This is a genomic window from Paenibacillus sp. B-A-8 (assembly GCF_048572915.1).
Lineage (GTDB): Bacteria > Bacillota > Bacilli > Paenibacillales > Paenibacillaceae > Paenibacillus_AQ.
In genome coordinates this window covers 3,520,288-3,533,226 of the sequence record NZ_CP183882.1, presented here as the reverse complement: position 1 = coordinate 3,533,226, position 12,939 = coordinate 3,520,288, and the positions used below count along the sequence as shown (strand labels likewise).

Genomic DNA, 12,939 nt, shown 5'->3' with positions numbered 1-12,939 from the left:
CTCATTACTTTTCCTGTCAAGTCGGCGTCGGGAATGCGCGGGTCATCAAACAGTTTTTTCAAATCCCGATCCCTGTCCATATTCATACACTCCCACTCCCTTCACTTGAGCATAATACTTTCGAAATTTTGCAGATGCACGTTCGTATTTTTTACGAAGGCTGGCACTGTTTTTGCCCAGAATCAATCCGATCTCCTTGTAGCTTTTATCCTCGACACAACGTAAGATTAACAAATTACGCTCTTCAGCTGATAATTTTTCCATGGCTTGATGTACGAATTCATCAAAATAGTTGGCTTCAATATGCAAATCGACTTCATTATTTTCTTTCTCGTCCTGGTAAAAGAAAGGCAAATATTTCACCAACTTTCGCTTACGGATGATGTCGATACATTGATGGTAGGCAATCTTGTATACCCATGCGCCAAAATCCATCTGATATGGGGTATATTTTTTCAAGGTACGGAATGTCTTCAAAAATACCTCCTGTGCGTTTTCCTCGGCTTCGGCATAATTGCCCAGCATATGATAACAGTAGAGAAAAATCGGTTTTTGATAAACCTCCATGATTTTCTCGTACCTTTCTGTGTCCCCATCCAACACATCTGCAATGATCTGACTTAACTCCGTATCATTCAAGCTGTCTCCCCCCTTTCACTCTATACAACGAAGAGCTCGACCTAAAATGTGACAGCAATTGTTCATGGATTAAGCCCATAGTTACTTACTTTAAATATTTTTTCTTTTGTTGTAAGTGAAAATTCATAGGCAGTTATAGCCGCATCATAGATAAAGCCTGCGAGCCCCTGCACAGCATAAATGCGTTCATCATCTTCATAAACCTTAAGAATATCATGACTATGTATCATCACATTTTCTTCAGTAGATTCAAAGGAAAAACGGATTTTGGTGTTTACTTAGATCTTATATAAAAAAAGAAAGGTGCCCTAAACAGCCATGAAATGGCTTTCTGGACACCGCAAGAGAATTAATCAGTCTTTTGTTTTAGATATTCATCTAGGTACGTTTGGTGAAATGAAACTGTAATAAGTAGTGCTAGAACTTCATAAATCCAGATCGTAAGTTTACTCATGAGCAGCCCAATCGATTTGAAATTGTATTCTTGATGTCCATTTCCTTCTTCTATTAAACTGCATACTTTATTCTATTAACATGAAAGGAGCTGAATGCAATGGGACTTAGTTTTCGTAACAATACGAGTTTAACCGTATATGTTGCCTTCGCATATTACTCCTCTGCAAGCTGTAATCAGGGCTCTATCCCCTTAATACCTTGGCCCAGCTGGTATGAAGCGGTAGGTTGGTACACAATAAATCCAGGTCAAACGGTAGAGGTATTGAGTGGGGCAGTCAACAATCGAGAGATATATTACTATGCTGAATCTACAGATAGGAGTCTTGTATGGTCAGGTGTTAACTATCTTACTCTGCCGCAAAATGCTTTCAAACTTTGTGGTGGCGCTGGTTACTGTGATGCTCCGCTTTGTAGAAGGCTAGGATTGAGAAAAATTAGTATTGGTAACTTCAGAAATTATACAGTTAATATTGTATCTAGTAATATTCAAAGTCAATCTAAGTTTTTAAATGTCAACACGGCAGTTCCTGGTAAAAAGAAGAATGTTGGCCGGAGTACCTCTCCTATTAAAGGTCTTCGAGTTGTACGGCCTGCTGCTGGCAGAAAATCTATCTCGAAACGTTAGGCAAAAAAATGCAGAAACCGTCTTGGACTTTCCTATTCAGTCCAAGACGGTTTCTCCTTTTTCAAATCATTACACTCCAACTTCTCCGATCATTTGCTGTTCAATTTTTTTCATCTCATAAAAATAACCTTTTTGTCTCATCAACTCCGAATAGGAACCCGTTTCGACAACCCTGCCTTGGTCCATGACCACAATCTGGTCCATCTCCTCCAAGCCGGTAAGCCGATGACAAATCAAGAGAAGCGTATCATCAGCCGCCTGTGCGTAGAGATGCTTAAAAACATGTTGCTCAGTCACATAATCAAGTGATGAAGTTGGTTCATCCAGAAACCATAACCGTCCTTTGCGGAGCATCGCTCGCGCCAGAGCCAGTCGCTGCTTCTCGCCGTCTGACAGATTCTCCCCTTTTTCATACACCCTATCAGTCAAAGATGTATCGGGCAGCTGCATTTTAGCCAGCACGTCCAACAATTGTTCGTCAGCATGTTCTTCTCCATTCAGCAGCAGGTTGTCCCGGATCGTTCCCCGGAAGAAATGACTTTGCTGAAACACCACATTAGCCGTTTTCCAAATGCTCGCCTCATCCAGTTCTTTTATCGAAATATCGTTTAAACGTATGTCTCCAGTCGTTGGTGTTCGCAGTTTGAGCAGCAATTCGATAATTGTTGATTTTCCTGACCCACTCGGCCCGACAATCGCAGTTTTGGAGCCAGGTAAAATGTGCAGAGACATATCCCTAAGTGCCGGTCTCCATTCCCCTTCATATTGAAACGTAACCCCGGATAGTTCTATCCTAACAGCATCATTAACTGACAAAATGCCGCTTGGCTGCGAAGACTGCTCATCTATGGTTTGTACCGTTTCGGTCAGTCGTTTGGCTGCATGTTCGCTATCCTCTTTATAGGCGGGTAATGTGGCCATAGCCGTCGCTTCTTCAAATACGGTTTGTGATGCCATGACCAACATGGCAAGAAATACGCCTGCAAGCGCTCCTTCCATAATCAAATAGGCACCGAGCGTCAGCACTCCCCAGGAAACGAGAAACGTAACAAAAGTGTGCATCGATTGCCCGCGCAGTAATTGCCCGGCTGCTCGTTGCTGTTCAGTTGCCAATACAGCGGAAGCATGCTGAAGCTGCTCCTCCCGCTGTGCCAATTGCCCGTATACTTTCAAATCCCGGAAACCGTACAACACTTCGGTAACTTCCGTGGACAGCTGCGCCCTCTGCTCACGAACGCGTCCATGTACTCTCCGCTGCCCGAGTAACACAATTCCTGGTACAACGAATGCCGTTATCAGCATACCTAGTACAAACAAAACGGCAATCCAGATCGAAAAGGTAGAAGTAAACAGCACCGTAGCCAAAAATACCATGACGACCATGATCGGAGGATAAGCAACTCGCAAAAAATAGTTTTGCAAACTTTCCACATCCCCAACGATCCGCGCAAGCAGATCCCCGCTTCGATTCTTGTTCAAAATACCAGGCGTTAAAGGAATAAGCTTGGCAAAAAAGGAAGTACGTAAACGGCTAAGCATGGAAAATGTCGCCCGGTGAGAGTACAAGCGTTCTCCATAACGGCTCGCCGCCCGGAGCACACCCAGCAGTTTGACCATCGAGGTTAGTACAATCAAAGTATAAAGTGGTGGCGCAAATACCGTTTGTGAAATTACATACCCGCTCGCGGAAAAGAGTGCCACACCGGCTATGCCGGCAATAAATCCACACAAAATGGAAAGAATGATATCCTTGCGCTCCTGAATCATCGCTTTTGTCAGAACAGCCAGCTCATTCATGAGGATACTCCCCCTTTCCGCTGAACATCAACCATCTCGGCATACTGAGGCAGGCGCTCCATAAGCTCGTCATGCCGTCCAGAGTCCACTAACACTCCATTATCCATAAATAAAATCTTGTCGGCTTGTTGAATTGTATATAATCGGTGAGCCACCGTAATCATCGTAGCCGTTTTTGCCAGTTTGGCAATGGAGCGTTGCAGTACCCGTTCGGTGTGCAAATCCAGTCCAACTGTAGGTTCATCAAACAGAATGATGGCAGGCCGCTTCAAAAAAGCACGTGCCAAGGCAAGCCGTTGCTTCTCTCCACCAGACAAACCCCTGCCTCCTTCGCCAACAAAGGTATCGAACCCATGCTCCAATTGGGCTGTAAGCGCAGCGAGTCCTGCTTCCTCCCCCGCCATCTCAATCTCTGCCTTGGAAATGCTCTCACGAGCACCAATCGCAATATTTTCAGAAAATGTACCTGCAAAAATATACGGATGCTGTGTAATGTAGCTAACATGTTCGAACCAAGAAGACTCATCGTATTGTGAGAGTGGGCTTCCATTCACCAGAACCGTTCCCGTTGCAGGTTTCAGCAAACCGGCGATGAGATGGAGCAAAGTCGTTTTGCCGGAACCGCTTTTACCTACAATCGCAATGTGTTCTCCCGGATTAAACAGGATCCGACCCGTCTTAAGCTCGAATGAATCTGGCGCATACTGAAACCTGAGATGGTCAATTTCCATGGATGGAGGAACTAAAAGATCATTGGTATGGGCAAGCTCCAATTTGCTTATCTTGTCGACTCTACCCTTGTTGACGTTCTCGTCGATTCCCTCGAAGGTTAATGTTCCTTCATTGCCTTTCGCGTCCATGCTCTCCCCTGCCGTTTCTTCAAGCATCTGTTCCACCTTACGAACTGCCCCCATACTTGTTCGGCCACTGTGAAAGGCCGTTCCCGTATTCTTTAACAGGTTGTAAAACTCGGGAACGAGCAGCAAAACGAAAAAAGCGGTGTGGAACGTCATAGATTTGAAAACGAGCAACTGGATAGCCAGTTCGAGAGCTACAATGCCGATGCTTAGCATCACGATCGATTCCAGCATGAAGGTGTTCGTAAACGCAATCTTCAAAATGCCCATTGTGGCATCACGGTAACTCAGGCTACTGTGTTCAATTTTCTGTTGCTGACGGTGTGCCCGTCCAAATATTTTTAACGTCACCAGCCCTTGAAGAGAATCCAGAAACGTCCCCGAAAACTCAGCAAGTTGTGCATATTTTTCTTCAGATTTGTTCTTCGTTTTCAGCCCTACCAAAATCATGAACAGCGGGATGAATGGAGCTGTAAACAATAGAATGAAACCTGTGTTAGCATGTTGGATAAAAGTAACGACCAAAATTAGAATCGGGATGATAGCAGCTTCCATCATCCGCGGCATGTACTGACTGAAATAACTATCAGCCTCATCCACAGCATCCAGAGCAATACTGACCTTCCCTCCTGTCTGTCCACGAAGGGTTGACGGCATGGAAGCGTGGGTCAAGTTTTGCAGCACAGCCGCTCGCATATTCGTCTTGGCAGTGGCAGCCATGTGCAAACCAACTTTACCGTTTGCATACGACAACAGTGTGCGTACAGCCATAACAGCCAGAAGTATGCCAAGCAACAGGATAACCGATGAAAATGAAGCTCTCTCCACAAAAATCCTTTGGACTGCTTCAGCAAGCAGCCCTGCCTGACTCACAATAGCTGTACCAAGAGCAAGCGAAATGACCGCGAGGAGGGTCATATTTTTCCTTTGTGAAGACATTTGCTGAGAAATCAGACTGGATTTCCTCTTCACAGATCACACCTCCTTTATATATAGGCTTGTAGAGAACCCTCAAACATGCCGTAATGGATTAATCAGCTTTATTTTTTCCCTTTTACATAATCCGCATCAAACAGGAAGAGTTTGAAGACCAGAATAAGGGATGGGATCAACAGGCATAGACCGCCGATAAATACAACAACTAACGCCAAGCCCATTGCTGGTGAAGTTGCACTGCTCTGAATCGTGATATACGGATCAAGAATATAAGGGTATTGCCCAATCCCATACGCGAAAAAAGCACAGAAAAATTGCAACATGATGCATATGAAAGCTAATCCGTAACGGCGTCCGTTATATAACAGCCACATCGCGATCATGAAGAAAGCAACGGAAAGTGCCAAGAGCCACCATAAATCCATCATATTTTGAAAATGCCGTTCATTGTGTTGGCCCAAATAGATAAATGCTGTCAGTGCGAGAATTATCGTCGGTGTGCTCCAAAACAGGGCGTAGTTCCGCATCAGCTTCAACGCGGAATGATCCTCTGCACGAGATGCGTAAAAAGTCAGAAATGAGCCGCTTATGAACAAAACGGACACGATTGCCAGTCCAACGATGCTCCACGATAACGGATTGGTAAACAGCGCCCAGTAATCCAGAGAAACTGACTCAGCCTGCTTCACAATAAAGCCGCCTTCAGACAAAGTTAGCGCCACTGACAACGAAGCCGGAATAAGCAGGCCTGTAGCTCCGTACAAAAAAAGATAGACTATGTTTTTCTTGGAACCATAATTTTCAAAAGCATAGAACGAACCGCGAATCGCAAGAAGAATCACTGCAATACTTCCCGGAACTAGCAGCGCGGAGCCATAATAATAGGCTGTATCCGGAAAAAATCCGACGATGCCAATGTAGAAAAAGATAAAAAATACATTTGTGATCTCCCAAACGGGTGATAAATAACGGGAAATCAGACGATTAATGAGATGATCCTGCTTAGTCAAACGAGCATAAAAGGCGAAGAATCCTGCACCGAAATCAATGGAAGCTATAATTAAATAGCCGTACAAGAACAGCCAGAGCACCGAGATGCCAATTATTTCGTAACTCATCATTCAGTGCCCCCCTTTTCCGTAGATGGATTAGGATGTTCCTTCATCCATTTCTCCATCTCACCTTCTGCCGGGTTATTGTTGAACAAGCGTCTTAGCACGATTACACACATACTGCCGAGTACGATGTACAAGAGCAATAAGGCGAAGAATATAATTCTTACATTCGGTGAAGTCGTGGCAGCCTCCTCTACACGCATATATCCACGGATAATCCACGGCTGTCGCCCAACCTCTGCATAAAACCAACCTAGCTCTACAGCTAGAAAAGCGAGCGGTGCGATCAGTGCGATGATGCCAAGCATCCACTTGTTAAGCGCATTGCGCTTTTTCCAGAACACAAACAGGAAATATAGGACTGCTATCGCGAGCAGAGCAAATCCGATTCCGGCCATTAAATCAAACAGGTAATGAACCAGAAGCGGTGGCCATTCATCCTTGGGGAATTCCTCCAGCCCCGTTACCTCTGCATTAAAGTCTCCAAAAGCCAGGAAGCTGAGCACCTTCGGCAAATGAAGAGCCCCTAGAACTTCATGCTCTGCATTCAGCCATCCCATTAAAACCAAATCCACACCGCTACCCGTCTCAAAATGCCACTCTGCCGCTGCAAGCTTCTCCGGCTGATGCTCGGCCAAAAACTTGGCGGACACATCTCCAGCTAACGTGTTCAGCAAGCCGAACAGTAAAACAACCGCCATCATGAGATTCAAGGATTTTTTGTGGTATGCGGATACCCCTTTTCTCAGCATCGCAAAGGCTGCAATCCCGGCTAACAAGGCAGCTCCTGTCAAATAGGCCGAGCTTAATACATGGAACACCTTGGAGAACGTCGCCGTATTCAGCATCGCTTGCACTGGGTCAATCGCTGTGAATTGGCCTGCTTCCATGACAAAGCCTCCAGGCTGGTTCATGAATCCGTTCACCGTCGTAATAAAGACGGCAGACATGCCTGCCCCAGCGACAATAGGAATCGTCAGCAGCCAATGAATATACGGATTTTTGAACCGATCCCACGTATATAAATAAATGCCCAAGAAGATGGCTTCAAAAAAGAACGCAAACACTTCCATGAATAACGGAAGAGCGATAACATTCCCAGCCAGTTTCATAAAATTCGGCCACACCAGTGCCAGTTGTAGTGAAATCGCTGTACCGGTCACGACACCAACCGCTACAGAAATGACAAATCCGCGAGACCACCTCTTCGCCATAAGTGTATAATGGGGATCTTTCTTTCGGATCCCGATGAACTCTGCTATAGCGATCATTAGCGGTATACCGACGCCAATCGTCGCAAAAATAACGTGGAACCCGAGAGTCAAGCCTGTCACCAGCCTGCTCCATAGCACCGTATCAATTGCCATTCTTTACTTCTCCCTTCAAACTCTGTTCATTTTTCGTGATAAGTTGATGCTTATGATTAGGCCGGCTTACTCTTGGGCTGCATTCAATATCAGGTTTAACCGGGCTCAGTGACATCGTTGCCTATTCGTTTTAGTATGACGTTCCTCGTTCTTTGATATGTAAAAAGAGAAAAATTTCACAAATCAAGAGTTGGCGATCCTGATTTACCTGATACTGAGCAGTCAAATTAATAATGTGACCTAATGATTAAAATCATCTTATCTTAAAATGCAAGTAATTCAATCACAGAAAACTCTTAATCCTTAAACGTTCAAGAAAGGGACAAATCTTTCTAACAACTCAGTGAATAACACAAAAATCACCCGAAGGAGCTATTGATTCATTAGTATATATGTGATGTCACAAGTCTTCTCCTAATTTGATGTTAGAGAAAAACGATATTTTCTCATCCTAATCCGTAATATATACTCCCTTTTTCAATATAAAAAACACTGACTCAAATCATCAGTGTTTTTGAATTAAATATCGTAATGCTTACCAATGGCATCGCTATGTCATCTTCGTCATGACAAATCTTTTTCCATTTCATATTGCTCGATGTATACGTCAAGACCAACTCCTTGAAGGAAACGTATAGAATTTCTATCTCTTTTGTCTACATTATTGACGGTAATGGTTGGATATCTCTTTCCGATCCAATGAAATAAGGAACGTCCAAATCCTCGGTTTCTTTTTTCTCGCAAAACACCGAACTGTAGAACTGCTCCGTTGGCCGATTTTATTACCGCGTATCCACAAATCTTATTCTCTTCCCTTATCGTGACCACATCGTATAAATGCGGGTTTCGTAAAATTGCATGAACAGATTGTTCCCAAGATGGTTCGAAATTCCAGTAAGAATGTACCGATGTCCAATCCAAATCTTCCAGTCGAACCGTAGCAATGGAAGTAAAACTAAGATCGTCCGGAAGGGTTACATCAATGCGCCCCTTGAAACAAACCAATTCTCTATGAATTTGAAATCCTATGGCGGTATACGCTTTTATAGCTTTATCATTGGTTTGGATCACTTCAAGCAAGCATTTTTGAATATGATGTTTTTTAAAAAAGGGAATAGCATGACGATAAATTTGTTCGACTAGCCTTTTCCCTCTATATAAAGGAATGACTCCTGTACCGGTATTAAATGCAGTTCTTTTACCGTTATGTTCACCGATGCCATGCATAACAAATGCAACCTGCTTATCTTGATCATAAGCACCGAACGACAACTGATAATTCACTTCCGCACCTGCAAACTTATCAGCTAATTGCTCCGAAGAAACTTGAAATGGAATGACATAATCGGAGAAGGCTTCGTTAAAGCAAGTTGTAAACTCTTCTAATACAAGGTCCTCAACATTTTTGATCAACATGTAGTTTTCTCTCCTTTACTTTTAGTTTTATGACTTATGATGCAGTCAACTTCCTTCATTTAGTTCGGCCATAGAAAAAAGAATACCCGTCTGATTTCCCTAGCTTAGTCGTCTCCGTTGCGTCCACTAGCTTGACCGCTTTCAGTAACGATACAATTTGCGTATGCATTAGCTTTGCATCAAACTTATCCATCTCTCTGTTTTCACTATTCACTAGTAGATAATCGGGCATTGGAATGAAGCCAATTACAGGTATACCTGATTCAAATAAAGGCTGACTCTCTCCAAACTCAAACTTGTTATGTCCACGCAATAATACAGTACGTGTGCTATCTGTCTTTTCAATAGCCTTCAGCCAAATGGCTGCCATCATTTCATTGCCCGCATAAGTATATTCAGTACTTATTTGTCCAGTAGGGCCATAGTGACCCGTAATATCGTCCTTCCACTCCATGCTGCCTAAATGTTCAACCGTAATTCCAGCTACAGCTGTTAAATGGTCTTTATTGCCATCCCAGAGCTCTCGATGTCCCTCCATCCAGGTGGAAGTTGCTTGAGAAGACCCTTTGAAATCCGGTAATCTAAAATGCCCTGTCACAAAAGCGAAAATCATCGTACGTTCCGGCTGCTCCTGCTGTAAGTAACGAATCATGGACAGCATGCCCACAGCACCATTCTCCTCCACTACATTTATCCCATCCGTATGCGTATTTACGATTATCGCTTCGTCTTTATTTTTACCGTCAATTTTCACATAAAAGGATTCTGTTGGAGCATTTTTTTGTATTTCTGCTTCTAAAATAACTGTACCTTCTTTATGCTCCTGAGCTGCGCTGATCACCTTCTGCCCATCCGTTTCATTAACCCAGATCGCAGGGATTCCAGCATAATCGGTGGTAAAAGGCACATATTGCTTTGCAACCTTATCATCGGAGACCCCTTTCCAGACTAGAACAACTGCTTTTACGCCCATTTCCTTCGCTTGCTCCAATTTAGCTTCTTTTAAAGCTGTAGTGAGAACTAGATCGCCTTCATTTGGAGCAATTTGGCTTTCCATTGGAGATGAATCCCGCATGTTCATTACGATCCCACTTGGGAAATTTCTAAAATTCTCAATTTCAATGACAGCAATTTTCCCGCTGGCCTGGTCATATTCACCACGCTTCGTATACACCAGTTCCCCTGTTACGCCCTTTTCGTCAGTCTCTCCGGAATAGGGGAAAGCTGAAGAGACATGAATTTCCTGCTGATCAATCATTAAAGAACTGCTCTTTTCTTCCCATCGGTCAAAGGTATAACGATCACGATAAACATTCAACCGCATATCCGTTACCTGCTGCTCCAGCCATGTAATGAATTGATTGTGACCCTTAGAGCCGGTTGTACGGCTTCCAAAAGAATTCATTACCTCAATATCCTTCAGCATTACTGCTGCAGAATCCAATGTATGTTCATCGATCGTCACTGCCGCATTCGTTGCTAATGCCACAGGCTTTGTAATAGGTTTTGCATAGATTCCAATACCCCAAAGTACAGTGACGATAAGAGCTGCGAGGCTAAATAACACTCTTCGAACCACTAGAAACGCAGTGACTCTTCTACTCTCCTTTTGCCAAAACAGTCCTCTCCATATGCCCGCTACGATCAGCAGCAGGATAGAAAGCGCAAGCAGCCAAAATTCCTCTGTTAGTAAAAACAACCCTTCCGCCGCCACCACACTAATGAATACCACATGTAACTTCTCACGCTTTTTTAAATGCAAAAAAGAGATGCCTAATTCTGCTAATAAAAAGACAATGGTAACTATCGAGATTACCGTCTCTTTGCCAATAAATACCGTAGCACAGAGTGCTAAGGTCAAAAGCAGCACCGCTGACAATCGTCTATATAAGTTTTCTAACATGACGCCCTCCTATTTCATCTAACTACTATTTTGACATTACATTTGTAATGCCTTATGGTTTTAGCATATTGAAAAGACTCATGAAAAACAATGAAACGAACACCAGAATGTACAAACGGAGGGGAAATGTCATCTCAAATCATGAATTATACAGTCCAAATACCTCTCATCATCAGTCCAATAAAGAAACCAACCGTTTGACAAGAGAGGCCATCTGCACGGCATTAGTCTATTTGATCCAGGAACAGCCGTTTAACAAAATCACCATCACCGATATTGTGAAGCACGCAGGAGTCTCTCGAACGGCTTATTACAATAACTATTCCTCCAAGCAAGAGATCCTGGTGGATTTGGTCGATTCGCTTATTTTTGAAATTAATCAAAAACTCTTGCCTTACACCAATGAATTAACAGGCAAAGTCAAAGAACCTCAAAAATTTATTAAAGTGCTTTTTGAAGTTATTTTTCAACAGCGTAGCATCTACAAGGCTCTTCAAAGCGCGAAGTTTGATCATGTGATTCTGGATTGCTTGAATGAAATGATGCTCTCTACTGCTCAGGACAAAAGCGAAGAGAATATATATCGTATATACTTTAAAGCGGGAGCCCTCTATAATGTTCTCCTCAAATGGATACAATCCGACTTTACAAAATCCATTGATGAGATGACCAAGATTTGTCTCTATGTATACCAAACTCCAATGTCCCAGGAATAAGGTTTAAATATCGTATTTTTTAATGTCAAAATAAAGAAACCACGGAACCAAGTTCGGCTCCGCAGTTTAGTTATCAACCATTCTATTGGATCTGCTTCATGTATTCTTTGAATGCTTCGGCGATTTCTTTGTATTTTGTATGATGCAGGTAATGTGAACCTTCCATCGGGATCATTTTTCCCTGTGCGGATTGTTTGACTTGCTCCTCATGAAGCGGAATCCACTGTTTATTGTGCTCATTATTCGATTGAACAAAGAGAAGCAACGGCAAGTCATTTGGAATTGTGAGTTTTTCTCCATTTTTAAAATTGGAACCGAGGTGGCTCAATTCATTCATTAACGTTGGATTGACCGCAACTTGATTCGAAATCAAACGCATCTGTTCTTTGGTATGCTCATCGAATGCAAGCGATTCATACGGATCTCCGCTCACTTTTTGGACCAATCTCATAAGACCTGATTTTTTGAGAAACTGCATCGATTTTATAGGCAATTTGACATCCATACCAGGTTGATTGGGAACGCTGCTATCGATGCCGACAAAAGCAACAACTTCATCCCGATAGGTGTTCACATAGGATGCTCCGTAAAGTCCAGTTATAGAATGTCCCATTAGAATGTATCTGTTAATACCCAGTTGCTGCAGAGCTTCGTGAACCTCACTTACAATATTTTCTGTCGTTCTTTCTTTCTTGGTTTCATCGCTCAAACCATAACCGAAAGGCTCGACCACCACGACTTTATAATTGGGGGAAATTTCATCGATCAATAATTTGAAATCAAGCGCAGGCGTCGGGGTTCCTTGTCCCGGAAGGAGCACAACGGTTTGATCTCCGCTGCCTTGAATGAGCACATTCATCTTTTTCCCGTCCACATTGACATACTGGCCATACGATTCGATTTTCTTTTTCTCGACCCCGTTGCTGATAACATTAACGATAAAAACGATGCCCATGAACAGCACGAGCGCTCCTACAATACCTCCGATTATTTTTAACCATAGGTTTCGTTTCTTGTGGCTCTTAGTCCCCGTTGTTTTTATTTCCACCATATTTGCCACGTTCATCCTTCCCTTCCTTGTCCCTGTATCTGAAGTGCCGCCTTGACTACAT

General features: G+C 43.2%; 11 protein-coding genes. 2 read left to right on the top strand and 9 right to left on the bottom strand.

What is annotated here, in order from left to right:
- Window positions 1-45: 45 nt before the first annotated feature.
- Window positions 46-639, bottom strand: coding sequence for an RNA polymerase sigma factor (locus ACN6MV_RS15580; protein ID WP_419884331.1), 594 nt, complete (start codon window positions 637-639; stop codon window positions 46-48).
- Window positions 640-701: 62 nt separating this feature from the next.
- Window positions 702-869: a hypothetical protein gene (locus tag ACN6MV_RS15575; RefSeq protein WP_156114804.1), complete on the bottom strand. Its 168-nt coding sequence runs from the start codon at window positions 867-869 to the stop codon at window positions 702-704.
- 323 nt (window positions 870-1,192) lie between these two features.
- Here ACN6MV_RS15575 and ACN6MV_RS15570 point away from each other — a divergent pair, with 323 nt between their 5' ends.
- Window positions 1,193-1,720: a DUF1036 domain-containing protein gene (locus tag ACN6MV_RS15570; protein ID WP_419884329.1), complete on the top strand. Its 528-nt coding sequence runs from the start codon at window positions 1,193-1,195 to the stop codon at window positions 1,718-1,720.
- A gap of 69 nt (window positions 1,721-1,789) precedes the next feature.
- On the opposite strand, the gene cydC is transcribed toward ACN6MV_RS15570, so the two are convergent.
- The 6 genes from cydC to ACN6MV_RS15540 all read right to left on the bottom strand — a co-directional run bounded on the left by cydC (window position 1,790) and on the right by ACN6MV_RS15540 (window position 11,111).
- Window positions 1,790-3,517, bottom strand: a complete 1,728-nt coding sequence (gene cydC, locus ACN6MV_RS15565) for a thiol reductant ABC exporter subunit CydC (protein ID WP_419884328.1) — start codon at window positions 3,515-3,517, stop codon at window positions 1,790-1,792.
- A complete protein-coding gene (cydD, locus tag ACN6MV_RS15560; RefSeq protein WP_419884326.1) occupies window positions 3,514-5,346 on the bottom strand; it encodes a thiol reductant ABC exporter subunit CydD in 1,833 nt (610 codons plus the stop codon). Before cydD ends, cydC begins: the two co-directional genes overlap by 4 nt.
- Before the next feature lie 68 nt (window positions 5,347-5,414).
- Entirely contained in the window at window positions 5,415-6,431 is a 1,017-nt protein-coding gene (locus tag ACN6MV_RS15555) for a cytochrome d ubiquinol oxidase subunit II (protein WP_339286590.1), read from the bottom strand.
- Window positions 6,428-7,792 carry a cytochrome ubiquinol oxidase subunit I gene (locus ACN6MV_RS15550; RefSeq protein WP_341112995.1) on the bottom strand — a complete coding sequence of 455 codons (1,365 nt, stop codon included), beginning with the start codon at window positions 7,790-7,792 and terminating at the stop codon, window positions 6,428-6,430. The genes ACN6MV_RS15555 and ACN6MV_RS15550 overlap by 4 nt, the downstream gene beginning before the upstream one ends.
- Window positions 7,793-8,356: 564 nt before the next feature.
- The gene (locus tag ACN6MV_RS15545; protein ID WP_341112994.1) at window positions 8,357-9,208 is read right to left on the bottom strand and encodes a GNAT family N-acetyltransferase; all 852 of its coding nucleotides are present in this window, start codon (window positions 9,206-9,208) and stop codon (window positions 8,357-8,359) included.
- A 55-nt stretch (window positions 9,209-9,263) separates the two neighbouring features.
- Window positions 9,264-11,111 (bottom strand): hypothetical protein, encoded by a 1,848-nt coding sequence (locus ACN6MV_RS15540; protein WP_419884324.1) that lies wholly within the window; start codon window positions 11,109-11,111, stop codon window positions 9,264-9,266.
- Between the two features lie 80 nt (window positions 11,112-11,191).
- Here ACN6MV_RS15540 and ACN6MV_RS15535 point away from each other — a divergent pair, with 80 nt between their 5' ends.
- On the top strand, window positions 11,192-11,827 hold the full coding sequence (locus ACN6MV_RS15535) for a TetR/AcrR family transcriptional regulator (RefSeq protein WP_419884322.1): 636 nt from the start codon (window positions 11,192-11,194) through the stop codon (window positions 11,825-11,827).
- An 82-nt stretch (window positions 11,828-11,909) separates the two neighbouring features.
- On the opposite strand, the gene ACN6MV_RS15530 is transcribed toward ACN6MV_RS15535, so the two are convergent.
- A complete protein-coding gene (locus ACN6MV_RS15530; protein ID WP_341112989.1) occupies window positions 11,910-12,893 on the bottom strand; it encodes an alpha/beta hydrolase in 984 nt (327 codons plus the stop codon).
- Between the last annotated feature and the right edge of the window lie 46 nt (window positions 12,894-12,939).